The sequence below is a fragment of the Pseudomonas hefeiensis genome (assembly GCF_030687835.1).
Classification (GTDB): Bacteria; Pseudomonadota; Gammaproteobacteria; order Pseudomonadales; family Pseudomonadaceae; genus Aquipseudomonas; species Aquipseudomonas hefeiensis.
On the sequence record NZ_CP117449.1, the window covers coordinates 3842024 to 3864780 of the forward strand.

21 protein-coding genes are annotated in these 22757 nt (G+C 60.5%); 9 read left to right on the plus strand and 12 right to left on the minus strand.

The genetic code is table 11. The features are described from left to right. Positions 1-41 precede the first annotated feature (41 nt). The 5 genes from PSH57_RS17145 to glnT all read right to left on the minus strand — a co-directional run bounded on the left by PSH57_RS17145 (position 42) and on the right by glnT (position 6066). The gene (locus PSH57_RS17145; RefSeq protein ID WP_305384360.1) at positions 42-1367 is read right to left on the minus strand and encodes an ammonium transporter; all 1326 of its coding nucleotides are present in this window, start codon (positions 1365-1367) and stop codon (positions 42-44) included. Positions 1368-1703: 336 nt separating this feature from the next. Beyond that, on the minus strand, positions 1704-3038 hold the full coding sequence (locus PSH57_RS17150) for an FMN-binding glutamate synthase family protein (RefSeq protein WP_305384362.1): 1335 nt from the start codon (positions 3036-3038) through the stop codon (positions 1704-1706). Between the two features lie 20 nt (positions 3039-3058). Continuing rightward, positions 3059-3742, minus strand: a complete 684-nt coding sequence (locus PSH57_RS17155) for a GltB/FmdC/FwdC-like GXGXG domain-containing protein (protein WP_060742974.1) — start codon at positions 3740-3742, stop codon at positions 3059-3061. A gap of 11 nt (positions 3743-3753) precedes the next feature. Beyond that, a complete protein-coding gene (locus PSH57_RS17160; RefSeq protein ID WP_305384363.1) occupies positions 3754-4659 on the minus strand; it encodes a class II glutamine amidotransferase in 906 nt (301 codons plus the stop codon). A 72-nt stretch (positions 4660-4731) separates the two neighbouring features. Then, the gene (glnT, locus tag PSH57_RS17165; protein WP_305384364.1) at positions 4732-6066 is read right to left on the minus strand and encodes a type III glutamate--ammonia ligase; all 1335 of its coding nucleotides are present in this window, start codon (positions 6064-6066) and stop codon (positions 4732-4734) included. 282 nt (positions 6067-6348) lie between these two features. Here glnT and PSH57_RS17170 point away from each other — a divergent pair, with 282 nt between their 5' ends. The 7 genes from PSH57_RS17170 (at position 6349) to PSH57_RS17200 (ending at position 14003) form a co-directional block, all read left to right on the plus strand. Next, entirely contained in the window at positions 6349-6948 is a 600-nt protein-coding gene (locus tag PSH57_RS17170) for a helix-turn-helix domain-containing protein (protein ID WP_123722575.1), read from the plus strand. A 283-nt stretch (positions 6949-7231) separates the two neighbouring features. Further along, positions 7232-8098: a formyltetrahydrofolate deformylase gene (gene purU / locus PSH57_RS17175; protein ID WP_123722574.1), complete on the plus strand. Its 867-nt coding sequence runs from the start codon at positions 7232-7234 to the stop codon at positions 8096-8098. Beyond that, the gene (folD, locus tag PSH57_RS17180) at positions 8095-9000 is read left to right on the plus strand and encodes a bifunctional methylenetetrahydrofolate dehydrogenase/methenyltetrahydrofolate cyclohydrolase FolD (protein WP_305384365.1); all 906 of its coding nucleotides are present in this window, start codon (positions 8095-8097) and stop codon (positions 8998-9000) included. Before purU ends, folD begins: the two co-directional genes overlap by 4 nt. After that, a complete protein-coding gene (locus PSH57_RS17185) occupies positions 8982-10223 on the plus strand; it encodes an FAD-dependent oxidoreductase (RefSeq protein ID WP_305384366.1) in 1242 nt (413 codons plus the stop codon). The genes folD and PSH57_RS17185 overlap by 19 nt, the downstream gene beginning before the upstream one ends. Before the next feature lie 13 nt (positions 10224-10236). Continuing rightward, entirely contained in the window at positions 10237-10539 is a 303-nt protein-coding gene (locus PSH57_RS17190; RefSeq protein ID WP_305384368.1) for a sarcosine oxidase subunit delta, read from the plus strand. Then, positions 10536-13433 (plus strand): 2Fe-2S iron-sulfur cluster-binding protein, encoded by a 2898-nt coding sequence (locus tag PSH57_RS17195; protein ID WP_305384370.1) that lies wholly within the window; start codon positions 10536-10538, stop codon positions 13431-13433. The genes PSH57_RS17190 and PSH57_RS17195 overlap by 4 nt, the downstream gene beginning before the upstream one ends. 3 nt (positions 13434-13436) lie before the next feature. Beyond that, entirely contained in the window at positions 13437-14003 is a 567-nt protein-coding gene (locus PSH57_RS17200) for a sarcosine oxidase subunit gamma (RefSeq protein ID WP_305384371.1), read from the plus strand. 172 nt (positions 14004-14175) lie between these two features. Here PSH57_RS17200 and PSH57_RS17205 read toward each other — a convergent pair whose 3' ends face one another. Genes PSH57_RS17205 through PSH57_RS17220 form a run of 4 tightly spaced genes read right to left on the minus strand, consistent with a single transcriptional unit; the run spans position 14176 to position 17740 of the window. After that, on the minus strand, positions 14176-15042 hold the full coding sequence (locus PSH57_RS17205) for a sugar phosphate isomerase/epimerase family protein (protein ID WP_305384372.1): 867 nt from the start codon (positions 15040-15042) through the stop codon (positions 14176-14178). Between the two features lies 1 nt (position 15043). Continuing rightward, positions 15044-16276, minus strand: a complete 1233-nt coding sequence (locus PSH57_RS17210; RefSeq protein ID WP_422766041.1) for an NAD(P)/FAD-dependent oxidoreductase — start codon at positions 16274-16276, stop codon at positions 15044-15046. A gap of 18 nt (positions 16277-16294) precedes the next feature. Continuing rightward, entirely contained in the window at positions 16295-16615 is a 321-nt protein-coding gene (locus PSH57_RS17215) for a MocE family 2Fe-2S type ferredoxin (RefSeq protein ID WP_018608132.1), read from the minus strand. A 36-nt stretch (positions 16616-16651) separates the two neighbouring features. Further along, positions 16652-17740: a fatty acid desaturase family protein gene (locus tag PSH57_RS17220; RefSeq protein ID WP_305384375.1), complete on the minus strand. Its 1089-nt coding sequence runs from the start codon at positions 17738-17740 to the stop codon at positions 16652-16654. A 162-nt stretch (positions 17741-17902) separates the two neighbouring features. On the opposite strand from PSH57_RS17220, the gene PSH57_RS17225 reads away from it, so the two are divergent. After that, the gene (locus tag PSH57_RS17225; RefSeq protein ID WP_305384377.1) at positions 17903-18952 is read left to right on the plus strand and encodes a LacI family DNA-binding transcriptional regulator; all 1050 of its coding nucleotides are present in this window, start codon (positions 17903-17905) and stop codon (positions 18950-18952) included. Between the two features lie 187 nt (positions 18953-19139). Here PSH57_RS17225 and PSH57_RS17230 read toward each other — a convergent pair whose 3' ends face one another. Then, positions 19140-19916, minus strand: a complete 777-nt coding sequence (locus tag PSH57_RS17230) for an SDR family oxidoreductase (RefSeq protein ID WP_305384378.1) — start codon at positions 19914-19916, stop codon at positions 19140-19142. After that, a complete protein-coding gene (locus PSH57_RS17235; protein ID WP_305384380.1) occupies positions 19910-20242 on the minus strand; it encodes a nuclear transport factor 2 family protein in 333 nt (110 codons plus the stop codon). The genes PSH57_RS17230 and PSH57_RS17235 overlap by 7 nt, the downstream gene beginning before the upstream one ends. A 106-nt stretch (positions 20243-20348) precedes the next feature. Between PSH57_RS17235 and PSH57_RS17240 the strand changes: the two genes are divergently transcribed. Beyond that, positions 20349-21266 (plus strand): LysR family transcriptional regulator, encoded by a 918-nt coding sequence (locus PSH57_RS17240; protein ID WP_305384382.1) that lies wholly within the window; start codon positions 20349-20351, stop codon positions 21264-21266. Between the two features lie 23 nt (positions 21267-21289). On the opposite strand, the gene PSH57_RS17245 is transcribed toward PSH57_RS17240, so the two are convergent. Beyond that, on the minus strand, positions 21290-22729 hold the full coding sequence (locus PSH57_RS17245; protein WP_305384383.1) for an HD domain-containing phosphohydrolase: 1440 nt from the start codon (positions 22727-22729) through the stop codon (positions 21290-21292). Positions 22730-22757: the final 28 nt, after the last annotated feature.

Here is a 22757-nt window from a genome sequence, read left to right on the forward strand (position 1 = left end):
CGGCCCACTCGAAGGTGGGCCGTGTCGATCAACAATAACGATCAGTGGTTGTAAGCACGCTCGTTGTGCTCGGCCAGGTCCAGCCCCATCTCCTCCACCGATTCATCGGCGCGCAAGCCGATCACCGCGTTGATCACCTTGAGAATGACCCAACTGATGACAAAGCAGTAAACCGTCGTCAGCAACACGCCTTTGATTTGCGCCACGACCTGAGCCCCCATGGACACACCCTCGACCAATCCCCCCATCGACGGCACGCAGAACACCCCAGTCAATACCGCGCCAATCATTCCGCCGATGCCGTGCAAGCCAAATACGTCGAGGCTGTCGTCATAACCAAAGCGGCGTTTCAGCACAGTGACGCTCAAGTAGCAGAACACCCCGCACAGCAGACCGATGGCCAACGCACCGCCTACGCCCACATACGCACATGCCGGAGTAATGCCGACCAAACCAGCCAAGGCACCACTGGCGAGGCCCAAAGCACTCGGCTTGCCAACCTTGAACCACTCGGTGAACATCCAGCCGAGAATGCCGGCGCACGCACCCAATTGAGTGTTGAGCATGACGATGCCAGAAGTCCCGTTGAGGCCACCACCGGAACCGATGTTGAAACCAAACCAGCCAACCCAGAGCATCGCCGCACCGGCCATGGTCAGGCTCAGGTTGTGGGCCGGCATCGGCGTATTCTGGTAACCCTTGCGCTTGCCGAGAATCAGGCACGCGGCCAACGCGGCAACGCCGGCATTGATGTGCACGGCGGTGCCACCGGCGAAATCGAGCACACCCCAGTTATGCATCAAAGCGCCCGAACCACCCCAAACCATATGCGCCACCGGGGCATACACCAAGGTGAACCACAACGCCATGAACCACAGCGCCGCCGAAAACTTCATGCGTTCGGCGAATGCACCGGCAATCAGCGCCGGGGTGATGATCGCGAAGGTCATCTGGAAGGTCACGAACACGCCTTCCGGAATATCCCCTACCAGGCTCTCCGGGGTCATGCCCGCCAGAAAGGCCCGGTTCAGGCCGCCGACAAAGCTGTTGAAGGTCACCTGCCCTTCGACCATACCGGTGCTGTCGACCACCATGCTGTAGCCGTAGATCACCCACAACACGCCGACCAGGCCGGCGATGCCGAAGCACTGGGTAAACAGCGAAAGCATATTTTTTGCGCGCACCAGTCCGCCGTAGAACAACGCGAGGCCTGGCAGGCACATGAACAACACCAGCACGGCGGCAGTGACCATCCAGGCGGTGCTGCCGGTATTGAGCGTTGGCGTTTCAGCCGCCTGCGCCAGCGGCACAAGCACGCCGGTAGCCAGTAAGCCAAGAAGGGATTTGCCAAGAAGACGATTGACCATGTTCAAAGCTCCTGCAAAGAAAGGTGGGTATCGGGCAGCGAGCAACAAAGAATGAGATACGGGCCTTTTCGGCCTCTCGAATAAATGCCATGAACAGGACTTGTGGGAGCGGGCTTGCTCGCGAAAGCGGTGGGTCAGCTTGCATCGATTTTGACGGTGCCACCGTCTTCGCGAGCAAGCCCGCTCCCACAGCTTTTTCCGGGGCGTTCACTTACATTGCGCACGCCAAAAATTCCTTGTGGGAGCGAGCCTGCTCGCGAAAGCGGTAGGTCAGCTTGCAGCAGTTTTGACTGTGCCACCGTCATCGCGAGCAGGTTCGCTTCCACAGGTTTCGCGTCAGTACCCAGAACCTGGAACCCAATTGGTCCCCGCCAACGGCACCCGCGCCATGGCCGCCGACTCCACCGTCAGGGCTACCAAATCCTCGGGATCGAGGTTGTGCAAGTGCGACTTGCCGCAAGCCCGGGCCATGGTCTGGGCTTCCAGCACCATGACGCGCAGGTAGTTGGCCAAGCGACGGCCCCCCTCCACCGGATCCAGTCGCTTGGACAGTTCCGGGTCCTGTGTGGTGATCCCGGCAGGGTCGCGACCGTTCTGCCAGTCGTCGTAGAAACCGGCGGCCGAGCCGATCTTCTTCAGTTCCTCGTCCAGGCGTGGATGGTTATCGCCCAAGGCAATCAGCGCCGCCGTCCCGATGGCCACCGCATCCGCACCGAGTGCCATCGCCTTGGCGACGTCGGCACCGTTGCGAATCCCTCCGGAAACGATCAGTTGAACCTTGCGATGCATGCCCATCTCTTGCAAAGCCTGCACCGCTTGCGGGATGGCCGACAGAATCGGAATCCCCACGTGTTCGATAAACACTTCCTGGGTCGCCGCCGTGCCGCCTTGCATGCCATCGAGCACAATCACATCCGCCCCGGCCTTCACGGCCAACTTGACGTCGTAGTACGGCCGGCTGGCACCGATTTTCACGTAGATCGGTTTTTCCCAATCGGTGATTTCGCGCAGCTCGGCAATCTTGATCGCAAGGTCGTCGGGGCCGGTCCAGTCCGGGTGACGGCAGGCGCTGCGCTGGTCGACACCGACCGGCAAGGTGCGCATGCCGGCCACACGTTCGGTGACTTTCATGCCCAGCAACATACCGCCACCACCGGGTTTGGCGCCCTGCCCCAGGACGATTTCAATGGCGTCGGCCTTACGCAGATCGTCCGGGTTCATGCCATAGCGGGACGGCAAATACTGATAAACCAAATGCTGCGACTGGCCGCGTTCCTCCGGGGTCATGCCGCCGTCACCGGTGGTGGTGCTGGTGCCCGCGATGGTTGCGCCACGGCCCAGGGCTTCCTTGGCATTGGCCGACAAAGCACCGAAACTCATGCCGGCGATGGTCACCGGAATCTTCAGGTGGATCGGCTTCTTGGCGAAGCGGTTGCCGAGGATCACATCGGTGCCGCACTTCTCCCGATAGCCTTCCAGCGGGTAACGCGAAACGCTGGCGCCGAGCAGCAGCAAGTCATCGAAGTGCGGCAATTTGCGCTTGGTGCCACCGCCACGAATGTCATAGATGCCAGTCTCGGCAGCACGCTGGATTTCCTGGATGGTCAGGCGGTCGAAGGTGGCTGACTCGCGCAGTACGGGAGCCGCTTTTTGGCTGATTGGGTCGCTCATATCTGTTCTCCTCGCGCGGATCAGTACGCGGACGCGTTATCGACTTTGAAGTTGTACAACTGACGGGCCGAACCGTAGCGCTTGAAGTCAGCCGCCTTGTGCTCGAAACCGGCGCGATTGAGCAGCCCTTGCAGCTCTTCCAGGTGCTCGGCGCGCATCTCTTTTTCGATGCAATCCGAGCCGAGGGACTCAACGGTCCCTTTCACGTAGATGTGGGTTTCATACAACGAATCGCCCAGCGCATCGCCGGCATCACCGCAGACCACCAGACGACCGGCCTGGCCCATGAAACAGCTCATGTGGCCGATGCTGCCGCCGACTACGATGTCGATACCCTTCATGGAAATCCCGCAACGCGCCCCGGCGTCACCTTCAATCACCAGCAAGCCGCCATGGGCCGTGGCACCCGCCGCCTGGGAAGCGCTGCCTTTGACCCGAACGTAGCCGGACATCATGTTTTCGGCGCAACCGACACCGACGTTGCCGTGGACGGTGATCGAGGCCTTTTGATTCATGCCGGCGCAGTAGTAACCGGCGTGGCCCTGGATATCGATGGACACCGCTTCATTCACCCCGACCGCAAGGTTGTGCTTGCCGTTGGAATGAGTCACTAGCCACTCGTGATCGGTCACGTTATTGACCTGGTCGTGCAGCGCCTGATTGAGGTCACGCACGGTGGCAGTGGAAAGATCGATGGTTTTCATGTGTGCGCTCCTTAAGCTGACTCGCGTTCCCAGATGTACATAGTGGCCGGTGCCGGCTCCCAGACCCTGGCGTGTTCGATACCCGGCAGGCTCGACAGCGCCTGATACTCGGAGGCCATGGCCACGTAGTCGTCGGTTTCGGCGAGAATCGCCGGCTTGCAGGCAATCGGGTCGCGGATCACCGCAAAACCGTTGCGGGTGCCGATGGCGAAGGTAAAGAAACCGTCCAGATCCTCCAGCGAGTGATCCAGCGCTTCTTTCAATGAGTCGCCCTGCTGCAGGCGCCAGGTCAGATAGCCAGCGGCCACTTCGGTGTCGTTGTCGGTCTCGAAGTGAATGCCTTCGCGCTTGAGTTCCTGACGCAGACGGAAGTGGTTCGACAACGATCCGTTGTGCACCAGGCACAGGTCGGCGCCGGTGGAAAACGGGTGACTGCCTTCCATAGTCACGGCGCTTTCGGTGGCCATGCGGGTGTGGCCGATGATGTGGCTGCCCTTCATGCCGGCCAGGCCGAAGCGTTGAGAAATCTCCTGGGGCAAGCCCATACCCTTGAGGATTTCGATGCTTTGCCCGGCGCTCATGATGCGCAGGCTCGGTGCCAGTTCGGCGAGGGCCAGACGTACCGGCGCCTCTTCGGCATGAATCTTCAGCACCGCGGCACTGGCGTTCTGGAACCAGTCCAGCGAACAGCCAAGGCGCCCTTCCAGTTCGCCCATCAGGGTTTTCCAGTCGAAGCTCTCGGTGGTCGCCTGCAAGGTCAGCTTGACCCAGCCGTCCGCCACTTCATCGCCATAAATGGCGAAGCCGGCACTGTCCGGGCCACGATCGGTCATGGCCTGCAACATCGGTTCGAAGAGCTTGCCGAGCTGGGATTCCAGCTGCGGATTTTTCAGGTAAAGACCTACGATTCCACACATATCAAGTCTCCTTCGGAGGCAGTGAACGCCCGACGCCGTGCCGGGTGCCCGAATGGTTGTCGATGCAACAAATCAGAAAAATTCGGTGTAGCGCTGGATCTCCCAATCGGAGACGTGGCGGCTGTATTCCACCCACTCCATGCGCTTGAGCTTGATGAACTCGCCAACGATTTGCGGGCCGAGCACCTCGGCGAACAACGGGTCGGCTTCGAGCGCATCGCAGGCTTCCTTGAGCGATTGCGGCAGGGTCTTGATGCCCCGCGCGGCGATCTGCTCGAGGCTCAAGCTGTAGAGGTTTTCGTTGCAGACATGGTCGATTTCCAACTGGCGGTCGATGCCGTCCAGGCCGGCAGCGATGATCGCGGCGCTTACCAGATAGGGATTGCACCCCGCGTCCGGCAGACGGAATTCGAGACGGCCGTAAGGCACACGCACCATGGCTGAACGGTTGTTGGCGCCGAAGGCAATGAAGGCTGGCGCCCAGGTCGCGCCGGACAACGAATTGCCCACCACCAGACGCTTGTAGGAGTTGACCGTCGGCGCGGCGAAGGCACACAGCGCCGGACCATGGGCCAGCAGGCCGGCGGCAAAGTGATAAGCCATTTTCGACAGGCCCATACCGCTGGGGTCGCTGGCGTCATGGAACAGGTTTTTGTTTTCAGCACTGCTGATCGACAAGTGAAAATGCATGCCGTTACCGGCGCGCTTCGGGTCCGGCTTGGGCATGAATGAGCAGATCATGCCCAGATCGTTGGCGATTTCGCCGGCAGCCATGCGGAAAAAAGTGAAGCGATCCGCCGAGGTCATGGCGTCGCTGTAGGTGTAGTTGATCTCGAACTGGCCGTTGGCGTCCTCGTGGTCGATTTGATAGACCTCAAAATCCACGGCCTGCAAGGCTTCGGTCAGCTGTTCAAGGAAAACGCGGGAGCGCGACAGGCCTTTGTAGTCGTAGCAAGGCTTGTCCAGGTTGTCGCTGAGGTCCACCAGTTGCAGCTTGCCGCTCTCATCGCGGCGCATCAGGTTGAACTCGGGTTCCAGACCGGTGTTGAGGGTCCAGCCCTTTTCTTCCAGGCGTTGCACTTGTTGCTGCAACACATAACGACTGTCATACGGATGCGGTTTGCCGTCGACATGACCGATGCATACCACTCGCCCGTAACCCGGCTGCCAGGGCACCGGGGTCAGGGTGGACAGATCGCCACGGGCCATGAAGTCCGGTCCGTGGGGTTCCATGCCCATGCCGCTGATCGCGAACCCGGCAAAACCTGCTCCCTCTTCAGCGACGGTCTTGAGCCCACAGATCGGCACCGACTTGGTTTTAGCCGCACCGTGAATATCCACAAATTGCGCAAGCACGTACTTGATCCCGTGCTTGTCGATGATGCGCTGGGTTTCTGCTGGCAACATTGCTCGTCACTCCTCGCGAAAGGCAAAACATTCTGGATGGGCCTTGACCGTCTTTTTATTCCTAAAAAGAAAGTTATTTTCCCAATAGGAATGCAAAGCCCTTGCCAGATTCGCGAGTGAAACGGCGAAACGCTGTGACAGGCGCTTTTGTGCTGTATATATGGGAATATTCTTTTCCCTGGGGGAATACTGCCCCCTGGGCTGGCGGCAAGCGTCGCCATTTGCACTTTCTCAGTGCGAAACTAATATTACTGAACGGAAAGTGTGCAGGATTTGATGACTATGTCGACCGAAACCGCCCCGCGCCTCAAGCTTGAGCAATATCTGGGATTGCAGATCAAGCGCCAGCGCCAGGCTCAGGATCTGAAATTGTCTGACGTGGCCAAGATTGCCGATATCAGCCAGGGCATGTTGAGCAAGATCGAAAACGCCCAGGTGTCCACCAGCCTCGATACCCTGAGCCGTCTGTGCGACGTGCTCGGCCTGCCACTGTCGAAGTTGTTCAGCGAATACGACCAGCAGGACGGCAGCGCGCTGTTGGTCAAGGCCGATCAGGGCATGGAAGTGGTACGCCGCGGCACCGAGAAAGGCCATACGTACCATCTGCTCAACCACACCCGCGGGCCGAAGAAGAGCTTCGAGGCTTACATGGTCAGCATGGATGATGCGAGTGAGGAGTTTCCGACCTTCTCTCACCCCGGCACCGAATTCCTTCACCTGCTGGAAGGTGAATTGATCTATCGCCACGGCAATCAGCTTTACCACATGGAAGCTGGCGACAGTCTGACGTTCGAAGGCGAAATCCCCCATGGCCCCGAGCAACTGGTGCAGGTGCCTATCCGCCTTTTGTCGATCATGAATTACGGCAACGACAAAGAGTAACGCCCCCTCCCGATGCATGAAGATCAACCTGTGGGAGCAAGCCCGCTCCCACATTTTTGACCGCGTTCGACCGACGGAAACGAGTCACCCTCCCTCGCAAAAAATCCCCCTCAGTTAAAAATCTTTCCCAAAACCCCTAGACGTCCCGCCTCCACTCCCCTATAAAGTCACGTCAGGAATAATTTATTCCCCTCAAGAAAACGCGCTCATGGATGAGCCTGCTGTCCGTTGATGATTTTTTTCGCTATGCGATGAGCTGCCGCCATCATCCCGAGGACGTGTCATGCAACACGAAAAAAACCATTTCATTATCAAGATCACCTGTCCCGCGGTGTCCGGCATCGTCGCAGCCGTCACCACCTATCTGGCGGACAACGGTTGCTACATCGGGGAGATGGCGCAATTCGACGACGACTTCAGCGGCCGTTTTTTCATGCGCGCGGTGTTCCGCTTCAACGACGGCCATCCGGGCGACATTCAACAGATCAAGGACGGTTTCGCTGACGTCGCCCAAGCTTTCGACATGAGCTGGGAACTGCACGACACCCGCGAGCCGATGCGCGTGTTGCTGATGGTCAGCAAGTTCGACCACTGCCTGACCGACCTGCTCTACCGCTACCACAAAGGCGAAATGGACATGACCATTACCGCCATCGTCTCCAATCACCTCGACCTGCGCCCTATGGCCGAACGCGAGGGCATTCGCTTCATCTATTTGCCGGTGACGAAGGACACCAAGGCCCGGCAGGAAGCCGAACTGATGAAGATCGTCGACGACACCGGAACCGAACTCGTGGTGTTAGCACGCTACATGCAGATCCTCTCCGATGACCTGTGCAAGCAGCTCTCGGGCCGGGCGATCAACATTCACCATTCATTCTTGCCCGGTTTCAAAGGCGCCAAGCCGTATCACCAGGCCTACCAACGTGGCGTGAAACTCATTGGCGCCACCGCTCACTACGTCACCAGCGACCTCGACGAGGGACCGATCATCGAACAGGAAGTGCAGCGTGTCGATCACGTCTACCTGCCCGACGACCTGGTCGCCACCGGTCGTGACACCGAAACCGTGGCCCTGTCCAAGGCGGTCAAGTACCACCTGGAGCACCGGGTTTTCCTCAATCAGGACAGAACGGTGATCTTCCGGTGAACACGCACAAACTGATCGACGGTAAAGCCAGCGCCGCCCGCGTGCTGATACAGGTCCGCGAGGACGTGAAGCGCCTGCGCGAGCAAGCCATTGAACCTGCGCTGGCGGTGATCCTGGTGGGCAGCGACCCGGCCAGCCAGGTCTACGTGCGCAACAAGATCCTGCGCGCCGAAGAGGTGGGTATCCGCTCGCTGGAACATCGGCTGCCTGCGGACACCAGCACTGAACAGTTACTCATTCTGATCGCCCGACTGAATGCCGATCGCTCGATCCACGGCATTCTTCTGCAGCTACCGCTGCCTGCTCATATCGATGAATTACGCGCACTGGAGGCTATCGCTCCGGACAAGGACGTCGATGGGTTCCACAGTCAGAACGTCGGCGGCCTCAGCCAGGGTCGCACGGTACTCGCGCCCTGCACCCCCAGTGGTTGTTTGTATTTGCTGGAACAAACCTGCGGCGATCTGCGCGGCAAGCACGCGGTGGTGATCGGCCGCTCGAACATCGTCGGCAAACCCATGGCAGCGTTGTTGCTGCAGGCCGACTGCTCGGTGACCGTCCTGCATTCGCGCAGCCCGGATCCGCAGGCCCTGTGCCGGCAGGCAGACATCGTCATCGCCGCCGTAGGTCGCCCAAGACTGATCGACGCCAGTTGGCTCAAGCCAGGCGCCGTGGTGATTGACGTCGGCATCAACCGCATCGAGGACGATGGCCGCAGCCGTATGGTAGGCGATGTCGACTTCGACAGCGCCCTGCCCCACGTCGCGGCAATCACCCCGGTACCCGGAGGCGTCGGTCCGATGACTATTGCCTTCCTGATGAAAAACACCGTCATCGCAGCCCTTGCACAACACCGGGCCCTACGCAGCCAATCGGAGGCCTTATGCCATTCAATCTATTGAAATACGGGATGAGTTCAGAGTACCCGGTAGACGTGGATTTGCCGCCACCGAAGGAACTCAGATCGAGCTATGACGTAGTGATCATCGGTGCCGGCGGTCATGGCCTGGCCACCGCTTACTACCTCGCCAAGTACCACGGTATTACTAACATCGCGGTGCTGGAAAAATCCTATTTGGGCGGTGGTAATACCGCGCGCAACACCGCGGTTATCCGTTCCAACTACCTGACCAGTGAAGGTGTGCGCTTTTATGCCGAGTCGGTGCGGATGTTCCAGTCGCTTTCCAACGAATTCGATTTCAACATCATGTACTCCGAGCGCGGCCAACTGACCTTGGCCCACACCGATGCCACGGTGCGTTCGTTTCGCCAGCGGGCCGAGGTCAACAAACACTTCGGCGGCCGCACCGAGATGATCGACCGCCAGCAGATCCGCGAACTGGTGCCCAGCCTCAACCTCGATCCCGGCCACTTGCCGGTTCTCGCCGGCCTGTGGCACATCGACGGCGCTACCGCTCGCCACGATGCGGTGGCCTGGGGTTACGCCAAGCAGGCTGCCAAGCGCGGTGTGGAAATCCATCAACTGACCGAAGTCCAGGATCTAATCATCGAGAACGGCACCATCACTGCCGTAAAAACCAATCGCGGCACCATCAAGTGCGGTTGCGCGGTGCAGGCGATTGCCGGGCACAGTTCTTTACTGATGGCCAAGGCCGGGATCCGTTCACCGATCCAGACCTTCCCGCTGCAAGCCATGGTTACCCAGCCGTTCAAGCCGTTTCTTGATCCGCTGGTGAGTTCCTCCGCCCTGCACTGTTACGTGCAGCAAACCAGTCGCGGCGAGGTGGTGTTTGGCGGCGGCTCCGATCCATACCCGCTGTTCAACACACGCTCGACCCTGGACCTCAAGGAGAGCCTGCTCGCCCATGCGATCGAGATGTTCCCGTTCCTGGCCAACGCCAAGTTGATGCGCCAATGGGCCGGGATCACCGACATGACCCCGGACTACAGCCCGATCATGGGCCTGTCGCCGGTGAACAATTACTACCTCGACGCGGGATGGGGCACCTGGGGTTTCAAGGCCACGCCAATCTGCGGCAAGACCATGGCCGAGTTGGTCGCCAGCGGCGGCAAGGTGCCGGAGCTGATCAAACCGTTCGGCCTCGAACGTTTCTCGACCTTCCAGCAAGTCAACGAAATGGGCGCCACGGCGGCCAGTCACTGACGGAGAGCGGACTATGAAAATCATGACTTGCCCGCTCAACGGGCCGCGCAATATCAGCGAGTTCACCTATGGCGGCGAATTCAAGCCAATGCCTGACCCGGTCAGTTGCAGCGATGCCGAATGGGCCGACTACGTGTTCAACACCGACAACCTCGCCGGCGTGGTGCGCGAGTGGTGGATGCACACTCCATCCAGCTACTGGTTTCTGGCGGAGCGGCACACCGTCACCGACGAAATCCTGCGTACCTTCGATCCCAAAGAACTGTTCAGCACCCGTGTCGAATTCAGCGCAGTTGCCAAGGAGATCGCAGGATGAACCGCCTACCCGCCCCCATGGGCTTGCTGATCGACCGCGATCAGCCGCTGGATTTCAGTTTCGACGGCCACCGCTATCAAGGTTTGCAAGGCGACAGCATCGCCAGCGCCTTGCTGGCCAACGGGCGTTTCCTGATTTCCCGCTCGTTCAAATACCATCGCCCACGCGGCCCGCTGACCATGGCCGGCCAGGACGCGAACAGCTTGGTGCAATTGCCTGAAGAACCCAACGTGCTGGCCGACGCTCACGCGCTGTCCGCCGGTTTGCAGGTCACGGCGCAGAACGTCAACGGCTCACTGGATAACGACCGCGACGCCTACCTGGGCAAATTCTCCAAATTCATGCCGGTGGGTTTCTACTACCGCTCGTTCTACAAGCCCAAGGGCATGTGGAAAGTCTGGGAACCGATCATTCGCAAGAAGGCCGGCCTCGGCGTGCTCGACCTGAAGTTCCAGCCTGAATACTACGACAAGGCCTACCTGTTCACCGACGTGGCGGTGATCGGTGCCGGTCCCGCCGGGCTGCACGCGGCCCTGACCGCTGCCAATGCGGGTGCCAAGGTGCTGCTGATCGAACAGCAAGCTGTACTCGGCGGCTCGCTGACCTATGCCCGCTTCGACATCGAAGGCCAGCGCGGCGAAACCCTGCGACGCGAGTTGCTGGCAGCGGTGGAACAACATGCCAATATTCAGGTGCTGACCCAAGCCACCTGCAACGCCTGGTTCACCGATAACTACCTGCCGGTGATCCAGGGCAAACGCATGTACAAGGTGCGCGCCCGCCAATGCCTGGTGTGCAGCGGCTCCTTCGATCAGCCGGTGATCTTCCGCAACAATGACCTGCCCGGGGTAATGCTGACCAGCGCCGCGCAACGGTTGATGAAACTGTATGCGGTCAAACCCGGCAAACGCGCGGTGGTGCTGACGGGTAACGATGACGGTTACCTCGCGGCTCTCGATTTGCATGATCAAGGGGTAGAAGTGGCGGCGCTGGTGGACCTGCGCCATGCGCCAGGGAACATCGCTTTGCAGGGGGCGTTGGCGCAACGCAAGATCCGTTGCCTGAGCAACAGCACGGTGTACGAAGCCCTGCACGCAAAGGGTATGCGTCATGTCACTGGCGTCGACATACGCAAGATCACCGCGCAAGGTCAGGTCGCCGAGAGTGGGCTAATCCTGGACTGCGACTTGCTGTGCATGTCAGCAGGTTACATGCCGGTCTATCAGCTGCTGTGCCAGGCCGGCGGAAAACTGGCCTACGACGACCAGCGCGCCGAGTTCACTCTCAGCGGCCTGCCAAAAAACCTCGCGGTCGCCGGCTCGGTCAATGGCCGCCATGGGCTGGACAATGTCGTCGCCGATGGCGTGAACGCTGGTGCCGATGCGGCGCTCGCCCTGGGCCTTGAGGTTGGAGCCCAGCGTGCACCTTTCGCTACAGAAGCCCGGATCAACTTCAACTGGCCGATCTTCCCGCACCCCAAAGGCAAGGACTTCGTCGACTTCGACGAGGACCTGCAAGTCGCCGACATCGTCAACGCCACCCGGATCGGCTATCGCGACGTGCAACTGGTCAAGCGCTACTCCACCGTGGGCATGGGCCCGTCCCAGGGACGTCATTCGGCGCTGCCGACTGCACGGCTGGTGGCGTGGGCCACGCAGCGCAACATCAGCGAAACCGGCGTGACCACGGCGCGACCACCGTTTGTGGCTGAGAAGCTGGCGCATGTCGCCGGTCGCGCATTCGATCCCTACCGACAAACACCGATGCATGCTCGCCACCTGCAAGCCGGGGCGAAGATGATGCCCGCCGGAATCTGGCAACGCCCGGCCTACTACGGTGATGCCAAGGATCGCGAAGCCTGCATGCAGGCCGAAGCCCTGCATGTACGCAACAAGGTCGGCATCATCGACGTCTCGACATTGGGCGGCCTGGATGTACGTGGCCCGGACGCCGCCGAGCTGCTCAACCGCATGTACACCTTTGCCTTCCTCAAACAGCCGGTCGGCCGCTCCCGCTATGCGCTGATGACCAACGAGCACGGTGTGGTGATCGACGATGGTGTCTGTGCGCGGTTGGCCGAGAATCATTTCTACGTCACCGCCACCACCAGCGGCGTCGACCGGATCTATCAGCAGATGCTCAAGTGGAATGCACAATGGCGCCTGGACGTGGACGTCGCCAACGTCACCGCGGCCATTTGCGCGGTCAACGTCGCCGGGCCCGATTCGCGCAAAGTGCTGGAGCAGGTCTGCACCGACCTGGATCTGAGCGCCGAAGCCTTCCCTTATCTGGGCGTCCGTCAAGGCACCGTGGCCGGCATCAAGGCCCGTTTGCTGCGCGTGGGTTTTGTCGGCGAACTGGGCTATGAGATCCACGTGCCGGCGCGCCACGGGCTTATGCTCTGGGACACGCTGATGGAGGCCGGCAAGGCCCATGACATCCGTCCCTTTGGCGTCGAAACCCAGCGCCTGCTACGCCTGGAAAAAGGTCACGTGATCATCAGCCAGGACACCGACGGCATGACCCACCCGGCAGAAATCGACATGGGTTGGGCGGTCAGTCGCACCAAGCCGTTCTTCGTCGGCCGCCGCTCGGTGGACATCCTCGAAGCCCAGCCACTGAAACGTAAACTGGTGGGTTTCAGCCTGCCCAAAGGCAGCCTGCAACCGTTGGAAGGCCACCTGGTGCTTAACGGCCCGGACATCAGCGGCAACGTCACCTCCTGCGAGTATTCCGCCTCCCTGGGCAAGATCATCGGCCTGGCCTACGCCGGCATCGACCAGAGCACACCAGGGCAACGAATTCCGATCCGTGTCGAAGGCGGCATCGTGGTCCAGGCCGAGGTGGTGCAGTTGCCCTTCTTCGATCCCGACAACCAACGCCAGGAGCTTTGAGTCATGACCAGTCTGAGAGAACAACACAGCATCGCCCGACAAGCCTTGGCACCGTTGCCGGGGTGCCGCCTGGCGGACCTGACCGACCTGCCGCGGGTCGGTTTCCGCGGCGCCTACAGTGCCGAGTACCTGCGCAGCCGCGGCTTCGTCCTGCCAGATGCGCCCAACCGTGCGGTGATTCAAGCCGATGGCAGTCAGGTGGCACGGCTGTCGCAGACCGAATACCTGCTGCTGGGCAGTCCCGAGGATCAGGGCCAACGAATGGCCGATGAAGAAGCCCGCTGGGAGCTCGATCACCAAGCCAACTATCTGCTGCCTCGTCAGGACAGCCATGCCTGTTTTCAACTGACGGGGGATCATCTGAGCGAAGTATTGGCCAAGCTCTGTGGGGTTGATCTGAGCCCGCAGGCGTTCGGCCCGGGAGCTGTAGTTCAATCGTCGGCGGCACGCATCAACGTGATTGTCATCAATTCAGGTGCCGTGCAGCAGGCGAGCTTGCACATCCTCTGTGACCGGGCGTCGCAGGAGTATTTTCGGGGAGCGTTGGAGGATGCAATGCAGGAATATTAGCCGCGCACTGGCAGATTCGGTTGGCGCCATCTCTGACCGATCAGAGTACGAAGGTAAGCGTCCGACCTGTTGGCGCCGACTCCGAATTGACCCAGTTACCGAGATCTCTCTGACCCAGCCTGATTCCTCGCGAACCAATACTGTGTTGGATTTGTGCGGATTTGAAGATGGGTCAGTCTTGCGTCGGCACGTGGAGCAATTCGGCATCGGCGTCAACACACTCATCCCAAACACCACGCATCAGTTCCTTCAGCAGCAGCGCCTCGCCCCAGCGATCCGTTATATCGCGCCCATCACTCCCCGTGATCGCATAGGGTGGCGGGCCAAGCTCGCAGGTGAAGGACAGGCTCGCGGGTGTGTTCGGTCGCGCCAGCCAATCCTTGATTCCGTAACGCCACCAGCCCAGAAACCGGTCCAGCCAGGGGCGATGCTGGGCGAAGGTCAAGGGCACCTGGACCTGCTCACTATTAGCGACCCGCCCATGAAAACCCCAACTGTGTCGCAAGATGGTGTGAATCTGTTCGTCGTCTTCGGCCGCGGCCGGCTCAGGCAATTCGCGGCCCACGACGTAATGGGACAAGTCAGCCAACAACTTGAGGTCGGGCATCTGCGCGAGCAAATCGAGGGTGAACAACAGGTCACTGGTGAGACGATAGCGGTGGGTTTCCAGCAGGATCGGAAAGTCCACCTGCTCGGCCAGACGCTGCCAGCCTTCGATCATAGTGATCGCCTGTGCCAGCGTGCGCGGCCGGACGTCGGCTTGCAGCGTGAGGTGGTGGCAGCCGTAGCGAGAGGCCACCTCAAGCGCTTGCGCCAAGTCACTCACGGTGCGGGGAAACAGTTGACCTTCGATTTGCAGGCCTTGCGCCTTGGCAGCGGCATGCAGACGTTCGGCCTGTGGCGCGATCCAGAAATGGTCGGTGACCCCATCGAAGCCAGCAGCGGCAATCTTCTCCACCTGCGCCTCAAGGGAAAGATCGCATTGACCACGGTGATCTTGCATGGCCCACAGGGACTGAAACACCAGGAATTCACGCATGTCAGGGCCTTAGCAGATGTTTGAGCGACACATCGGCGTCGGCCAATGCGTCCACAGAGAGTGGGGTCAGGTTGGCAATCAGCCGTTCACATAACTTGATGTCCTTGGCAACGCTGTTGCCCTGCCCCCAGCCGCAGGCACCTTGCAAACGTTGCTCGGTGTCCAGGTAGAACAGCAGCAGACCACCGCCTGCCAGGGTGCGAACGGCCGAAGGTGGCGTCGGTGAGATCACGCCCACCGTCTGTAAGCCCCAGTCGTACTGATCAGACCAGAAGCCGGGAACCCCCTCGAACGGCAGCTCGCCGCCCAACAGATTCAATGCCGCGTGACGGCCCTGGGTCTCGGCATTGCGCCAGGTTTCCTGGCGCTGGAATAACGCATCGGCGTGCAGGCGAAACTCACACACATCGCCGGCAGCAAAGATGTCTGGCGCGCTGGTGCGCAACTGGGCATCGACTCGAATTCCCTGGCCCACCTCAAGCCCCGCCGCTGCGGCCAATTCGATGTTGGGTTGCATGCCGATACCGACTACCACCCAGTCACAGGGCAGCACCTGGCCGTCCACCAGTTGCACCGCCTCAGCGCGTTCGATGCCTTGTACCCTTTCAAGCGCTACGTTCAGCCGAACATCCACGCCCTGTTGCCGATGCAACTCCAACAAGGCCTGGGACACGGCTTCAGGCAATACTCGCCCGGCCAGTCGTGGCCCGGCTTCCAGCAACGTCACCTGACAGCCCAGGGTTCGGGCCGTTGCCGCGACTTCGAGGCCGATAAAGCCACCGCCGACAATCACCAGGCGCGTGCCGGGCCTCAATGCGCTGCGCAGGGCCAGGGCTTCGTCATGGGTGCGCAGGTAAAGCACGTTGGACAGAGGTTCAGGCACCAGGGACAAGCGACGCGCTCTACCCCCGGTCGCCAGCAGTAATCGGCTGTAGGACAGCCAACGTCCGTCGGTCAATTGCAGGCGGTGGTGCTGCGGATCCAGGCTTTTTACCGGGTTGCCCGCCAGGTGTTCGATGTTCAGTTCAGTGAGCCGGCTATCCCGCCACAGGCTGCAATCGTCCAGGTTCATCGTACCCTGCAGCAAGCCCTTGGAAAGCGGAGGACGCTCGTACGGCAAATGGAGTTCATCGCCGATCAGGATCAGCCGACCGGTATAACCCTGCTCGCGCAAGGTCAGCGCCGTGCGGCCACCGGCATGGCCGGCGCCGACGATAATCAGTGGAGCATTCATGGCGTGCACTCCTGGCGGTCAAGCCGAAATGGCGAGCAGAACCCGTCCCGCGTCGACCCGTACCGGATAGGTCTTGAGATTGACGCACACCGGCGCCCCCAAGGCTTTGCCGGTGCGATAGTCAAAGCGCCCGTTGTGCTTGGGGCACTCGATGACGTGGTCCATCACCAGGCCGTCAGCCAGGTGGATCGACTCGTGAGTACACAGGCCAGCAGTGGCAAAAAATTCGTTGTCAGCAGAGCGGTAGATAGCATAGGTATGCGGACCGTGGTCGAAGCGAATGACGTCTTCTTCATTGATTTCGCCCACGGCGCATACATCGATCCATTGATCGTTCATGGCGTTTTCTCTTGTTCGGGATACAGCCGGAAGGTGTCAGCCCAAGGTGGCTTCAGCCTGTGGATGAGCGTCGGTGGCAGGCCTTGAGCTACCGACAGGGCGTCGCACGAAATACGTCGGGTCCTTGCGCTGCTTCAAGAGGGTCGGAATGATTTCCTTGAAGGCCTCACCTATGTTGGCGTAAGGCGGCGGGCAGTCGTGGCGGATCTCTTCATGGAGTTGCGCCAGGGCGTGGTACGGCACCATCGGGTACATGTGGTGCTCAAGGTGATAATTCATGTTCATGTACAGAAAGCGCAGTAACCGGTTCATATAGATGGTGCGGCAGTTGCTGCGGTGGTCCAGCACGTCTTCCGCCAGGCCTACATGTTGGGTGAGGCCGAACAGGTAGGACAGCCAGCCGCCATACAGGGTGGGCAGGCCGATATACATCAGCGGCAACCAGCTGTGCAGGTAAAGCGCCGCGCCAAAGATAACGGCGTAAATCGCGATCCAGATACGGGCCGCCAGGAACACCTTGGGCCATTCGGACTCAGGGATGAACGTCTGTTCCTGGGCATCCATTTTGCCAACCGCGTGCCGGCACACGCCCCCCATCGTCTTCAGCAGCAACGGGATCTGGAACAGGCTCAGCAGCATCATGAACAAGCTCGGTGGACGCGGTTCGACGATTTCCGGATCGCGGCCGACGACGATGGTGTCGGTATGGTGCCGGGCATGACTCCAGCGCCACACATGGGGCTCGAACATGCACATGAAGCTCGCCACCTGGTAGAGCGCATCATTCATCCAGCGAGTCTTGAAAGCCGTGCCGTGGCCGGTCTCATGCCAGCGCGGGTTGGAGGCGGTGGCGTACAGAACGCCATACGCAAGAAAAAACGGCACACAAGCCCAACTGCCCCAGAACCAGTAGCCGCCGAAGCCGGTGATCAGCAGGGCCAGCAGCCAGATGGCGGTGTCGAGCAAGGCCGGGCCGTCGCGGCGCTGCATCAGTTGCTTCATGCGTTGACGGGAGATAGGCGACTGGTACCAACTGGCCGATACAAGGCCTTTTTCAGCCGCGCGGGCGGCTTCAGGGCCGGTCAGGCGATAGTCCCGAGTAGAGGCTGTGTTGTCTTGAGACATTGTTATTGTTCTCCGCAAGCGTGAGATGTCAGGTGCTTTGCGTAAGAAAATATAGAGAGCGTGGAAGGCCCCCTCAAGGTCTTGAATACATTCCCTATCAAGCTATCATCCAGCTCCTGCGGGGCTTGATAGTTTTCTATCAAGACGCTTTGAAGGTTCATCATGAATAACAATAAACGCCCCACCATCGCCACGGTCGCCGAACACGCAGGCTTAAGTGTCGCCACCGTCGACCGCGTGCTCAACGCTCGCGCCCCGGTTAATCCAGCCACTGCCGAACAGGTGCTTCAGGCCGCCGAAGCCGTGGGTTATTTTGCCGCGCGGCTGATCGGCCAACGCATTCTCGAACGCCGCCCCACGTACCGTTTCGGCATCCTGCTGCTGGGCACCGCCCAGGCGTTCTACGCCAACCTGGCCCAAGCCATCACCGAGGCCGCGCAGCGCCAGGCCGGGGCCAACCTGACCTGCCAATTCGAATACGTTTTTGATCGCACCCCCAGCGCCATCATTGCCCAGATCGAACAGTTGGCGGTGCAATGCGACGGCCTGGCGGTGGTCAGCTTCGCCCACCCGCTGATCAACGCCGCCCTTGCCCAGATTCGCGAGGCCGGCGTGCCCGTGGTGGCATTGCTGTCGGGCATTCATGAGGCGGCGGCCGAGCCCTATGTCGGCCAGGACAATCAGGTAGTCGGGCGCACGATGGGGTGGCTGCTGGCCCGCACCTGTGGCGCGCGCAAAGGCAGCATCGGCATTCTGCTCGGTGGCCATCGCTTTCTTGGCCACCAGGAGCGGGTCGAAGGTTTGCACAGCTACTTGGCCGAACACGCACCGGGATTGCGCCCGCTGGAGCCGCTGATCAATCTGGATAACTGCGACATCACCGAAGAAGCAACCCTCGACCTGCTGGTTCGGCATAACGATTTGCGCGGGTTATGCGTGGTAGGCGGCGGTGGCGACGGGATCATCAACGCGTTGGCGCAACTGCCCAAGCGCCCGACGCTGTGCTGCATTTTGCAGGAGTCCACCGAGCTGTCACGCCAAGCCCTGGCCCAGGGTTTGGTCGACGTGGTGATCGACTCTCAGCCGCGTCAGACCGCAACGGCGCTGGTGAATCTATTGGTGGAATTGCAGACTGCGCAGCCGTTCAATCCTGTGCGTCACCGGGTCCATATTCCGCTGCAGATTGTGACATCGGAAAATACCCAAAGCTGATGGGCTGGCGGCACAACCTGCTCGACCCTTGATAACGCGGCTAGCCGCCGCTTACGACGGCTTCAGCTGACTTCTGCACATTCATCCCGTCACCCCTCGACGCTCGGTAGCACAGTGGCAAACGGGCAGATCTACCGGGGTAATTCGCGCGACCTTCCTGCTTATGCCTGTCGGATCTACGTCACGGCTAAACCGTTGGTACTGTTCCGCCGTCGATCACAAACTCACTTCCCGTGATAGATGCCGCTCGCGGCGAAGCCAGGAAACCGATCAGGTCAGCAACTTCGCAAGGCGTCGATGGGCGGCCGAGCGGGATCCCCCCAAGTGCTTTCATGATGATCTCTTTGCCACCTTGATAATCAGTACCTGCCTCCTGCGCGAGTCGCTCGGCCAATGCGACCGACGCTTCGGTTTCAACCCAGCCCGGCGAAACCCGAACCACGCGGATGCCTCTGGGCGAAACCTCTTTCGATAAACTTTTGCTGTACGTCGAAAGCGCGGCCTTGGCCGCCGCGTAAGCTGTTGTCGCTTGCGGCAGTGGTAGCCGACTCTGGATGGACGTGACGTGGATGACGACCCCTTCCTTGCGCTCCAGCATCCCCGGGAGCAAGGCGCGATCGAGGCGCACCGCCGACAACAGGTTCAGGCTGAGCTCTCGTTGCCACTGTTCCTCGTCCAGCGCAGCAAAACCGCCGCCAGGTGCCGACGAACCACCCAGGACGTGGATCATGATGTCCACGCCACCCAGCCGCTGTTGGATCGCGGCGATCAGTACATCACAACCCTCCCGGGTCGAAAGATCAGCCGCAATCAGGAGAGCGCCCGGCATTTCCACGTCCACCTGCCTGGCCGAGGTAATGACCTTTGCACCCTCGGCCAGTAACAACTCGACGACAGCCTTGCCGATGCCCTTGGTGCCACCGGTGACGAGGACCCGCTTGCCAGTCAAACCTAGATTCAGCATGGCGTGATCTCCAGGGAACGGATTCGACCGCCCTCCAGCGTGAAGACGTGACTCAGTTGAACCGGGCTACCGGGGAAATTCCCAACAAGGCGCGCAATGACAGACAGTCTGCCCTGCCCTTGCAGGGCTTGCAGTGGTTGGACCTGATAGACGAAGGCTCTGCGTGCCTCCTGTTGCCAGGCTTCGATGGCGGCCGTTCCTTCGTAGGTTTTTCTTTCATCGCAAACCGTGGCGTCAGAGCGGAAGCAGCTCGCAAGTTGCGCTGCATCGCCACCATTGCTGATTGCAAAGTACGTCTGCACGACGTCGGGAAGCTGAAGGGTCATTTACCGATCTCCTGGATGGATGTCCTGGAGCGATCTTGCTGCCTGACGGATAGTTTGTTCAACTGGGACAAACCTTTATGCCCAATCCCGAAACTCAGGATAATCCATGCCACAAGATCGTTTAGGCCTCAGTGAGCTGGACGCTGTTATAGCGGTTGCACGCAGGGGTTCGTTTCGGCAAGCCGCTATCGATCTCGCCGTCTCCACCACCGCGCTGAGCAACACCATCGCGCAACTGGAAGCCCGCCTCGAATCGCGGCTGTTCAATCGCACGACCCGTAGCGTGGCCATCACCGAAGCGGGCAGGATATTTCTGGAGCAGGTGGGGCCAGCCTTGCAGGATCTGCGTGCGGCACTCGATGCAGTGCGATCGCATAACGCCGGGCCCTCAGGCACGCTGCGTATCAATGCGTTCGCCAGCGCTGCCCGATCAGCGCTCCTGCCATTGGTGATGGAGTTCCTGCAGCAGCATCCGAAAGTACACATCGACCTCGTCACCGAAGGCCGTCTGGTGGATATCGTGGCTGACGGCTTCGATTTCGGCGTGCGCTCAGCAAGCCTCGTTCCGAACGACGTGATTGTGGTCCCGCTCGGCCAGCCGCAACGGTACGCTGTGGTCGGTTCGTCGGCGTACTTCGAAAAACACGGCAAACCGCGAACGCCATCCGAGTTGCTCCAGCATCAATGCATTCGCGTTCGACTACCGAATGGGGCGATTTTCCCGTGGCATTTCGAGCGGGACGGGGAAGTGACTCGTCTCGATGTGAGCGGGCCGCTTACGCTGGATGAATCCAGCGTGGTCAAGGTGGCGGTGCAGAAAGGCATGGGGCTCGGCTTTTTCATGGAGCAGGACGTTCACGACGAAATCCGCACCGGACAGCTCGTGCGGACTCTCGAAGACTGGACACCGCCCAGAGACAAGCTGTGCCTGTACTACCCGAACCGACGCAACCCCAGCGCCGCAGCCAAGGCTTTCATCGACCTGGCACGCGCCAGTCAAGCCGGTCAGGACGGGCTCGCATGATTCAGGCTTAACCCGGACCTGGCTCAGGCAATCAATCCCAGTGTCAGTCCCTTCAAGGTAGCGGCTGCCCGGGTCGAGCATTCCAGTTTGCGAAAGATGCTTTCCATGTGCGTGCGAACCGTGCTCGGACTGATGTCCAGCAGCCGCGCCACCTGCTTGTTGCTGGCGCCACGGCTGATCTCCAGCAGGATGCGGCACTCGCGAGTCGTGAGCAACGCAGCCTTCGGTTGTCGCATTCGACGCTCGCCACCTGCGGCGGCAATGACTGCTTCGCAAACATCGTTGTCGAACAAGCCACTGCCAGCATCCTGTTTGAGCAGCCTGGCGGCATCCGCTTCGCCGTGAGCCGATCGCCATGGCCTGGCTTCCCTTAGCGCGACCCAGGCTACCGATGTAGCGAGCAGGCGATGCTCGGCACACAGCGCATCACCCGCCACGCCTCGAAAATAGCCACTGCCGTTGAGCCGTTCATAGGCATGGGCTGCAATCTCTGCGGGCACAGCCAGTTCAGGGATAGGTCTAAGCGCCTGTTGCGTCCAGTAAGGGACAAGGCGCACCCGCTCCGCAGCGCCGTATGGCAGCGTCCCTGCGGTATTCCAAAGGTGATTCGAAACGGCTGCCCGGCCGAGACCGTAGATGAGCGCGGACTTGCCGATGTCTGTCAAAGTCGGTTCACGCAGCCCCCACAGGCGTGCAGCTTCAACGGCGACATGCGCGACCTGCCGCGAATGCCCTGCCAACCACGGGAGCTTCAAGTCGATTACGTCTCCCACCAACGTCAGTGAGACGCAACGTTGCTCATGCCCCTGATCAACCGTTTTCGAAAGCGTTTCCAGATCCGCCAGCCAGTCCTTTGCGTTCTCCAGAAGCAACAATACCAGCGACGCGGGATAGCGCCGATCCGACTGCTCTCTGATCCAGCGTAGCGCCGCGTCCAGGCCGTGTGCACGACTGAGAATATCCAGATCGCCGGCAAGTACTACCTGATAGGCGACCTCCGGAATGTGCTCATGGGTCAGGCCCAGCGGCCGGCCAGTGCCGTCGTAGGTTTCGAACACGCGACACAAGCCCGCCTCGACGGCGGCACCGAGCTGGAGGGTTTTGGCGATTGCTCCAGACACCTCACAGTGCACGACGGCAAGCGGGGTTGCCTGATGCACCGCGTTCATTTGCTCATTGCCCAGCGTCAAATCGAGCATCGCGCGGCGGCCATCGACGTCGTCGCCCAGCAGGTCCGCAAAGCCTTCGGCATTGGCGGTGCAACCGGACCAGCGCAGCAAGGCAACCTGTTCCGCTACCCTCAGGTGCTCACCGTCACCGTGCCGGGCCTGCGCAAGCATCCGCGCCAGTGCGGCAACGCGCCGGGAATGACCGAGTGGTTGTCCCATGCTGAGGTCACCGACCTGGGCGATCGTCGCCAGTGCCCCACCCAGGGAGATGTCCAGTTGCAACGCACTATCCATGAAAAATGTCCCGGGGTCGGATAATTGA

Coding starts and splice junctions, on each gene's coding strand:
- PSH57_RS17145 (WP_305384360.1), bottom strand. CDS start 1,367: ATGGTCAATCGTCTTCTTGGCAAATCCCTTCTTGGCTTACTGGCTACC.
- PSH57_RS17150 (WP_305384362.1), bottom strand. CDS start 3,038: ATGAGCGACCCAATCAGCCAAAAAGCGGCTCCCGTACTGCGCGAGTCA.
- PSH57_RS17155 (WP_060742974.1), bottom strand. CDS start 3,742: ATGAAAACCATCGATCTTTCCACTGCCACCGTGCGTGACCTCAATCAG.
- PSH57_RS17160 (WP_305384363.1), bottom strand. CDS start 4,659: ATGTGTGGAATCGTAGGTCTTTACCTGAAAAATCCGCAGCTGGAATCC.
- glnT (WP_305384364.1), bottom strand. CDS start 6,066: ATGTTGCCAGCAGAAACCCAGCGCATCATCGACAAGCACGGGATCAAG.
- PSH57_RS17170 (WP_123722575.1), top strand. CDS start 6,349: ATGTCGACCGAAACCGCCCCGCGCCTCAAGCTTGAGCAATATCTGGGA.
- purU (WP_123722574.1), top strand. CDS start 7,232: ATGCAACACGAAAAAAACCATTTCATTATCAAGATCACCTGTCCCGCG.
- PSH57_RS17185 (WP_305384366.1), top strand. CDS start 8,982: ATGCCATTCAATCTATTGAAATACGGGATGAGTTCAGAGTACCCGGTA.
- PSH57_RS17190 (WP_305384368.1), top strand. CDS start 10,237: ATGAAAATCATGACTTGCCCGCTCAACGGGCCGCGCAATATCAGCGAG.
- PSH57_RS17195 (WP_305384370.1), top strand. CDS start 10,536: ATGAACCGCCTACCCGCCCCCATGGGCTTGCTGATCGACCGCGATCAG.
- PSH57_RS17200 (WP_305384371.1), top strand. CDS start 13,437: ATGACCAGTCTGAGAGAACAACACAGCATCGCCCGACAAGCCTTGGCA.
- PSH57_RS17205 (WP_305384372.1), bottom strand. CDS start 15,042: ATGCGTGAATTCCTGGTGTTTCAGTCCCTGTGGGCCATGCAAGATCAC.
- PSH57_RS17210 (WP_422766041.1), bottom strand. CDS start 16,276: ATGAATGCTCCACTGATTATCGTCGGCGCCGGCCATGCCGGTGGCCGC.
- PSH57_RS17215 (WP_018608132.1), bottom strand. CDS start 16,615: ATGAACGATCAATGGATCGATGTATGCGCCGTGGGCGAAATCAATGAA.
- PSH57_RS17220 (WP_305384375.1), bottom strand. CDS start 17,740: ATGTCTCAAGACAACACAGCCTCTACTCGGGACTATCGCCTGACCGGC.
- PSH57_RS17225 (WP_305384377.1), top strand. CDS start 17,903: ATGAATAACAATAAACGCCCCACCATCGCCACGGTCGCCGAACACGCA.
- PSH57_RS17230 (WP_305384378.1), bottom strand. CDS start 19,916: ATGCTGAATCTAGGTTTGACTGGCAAGCGGGTCCTCGTCACCGGTGGC.
- PSH57_RS17235 (WP_305384380.1), bottom strand. CDS start 20,242: ATGACCCTTCAGCTTCCCGACGTCGTGCAGACGTACTTTGCAATCAGC.
- PSH57_RS17240 (WP_305384382.1), top strand. CDS start 20,349: ATGCCACAAGATCGTTTAGGCCTCAGTGAGCTGGACGCTGTTATAGCG.
- PSH57_RS17245 (WP_305384383.1), bottom strand. CDS start 22,729: ATGGATAGTGCGTTGCAACTGGACATCTCCCTGGGTGGGGCACTGGCG.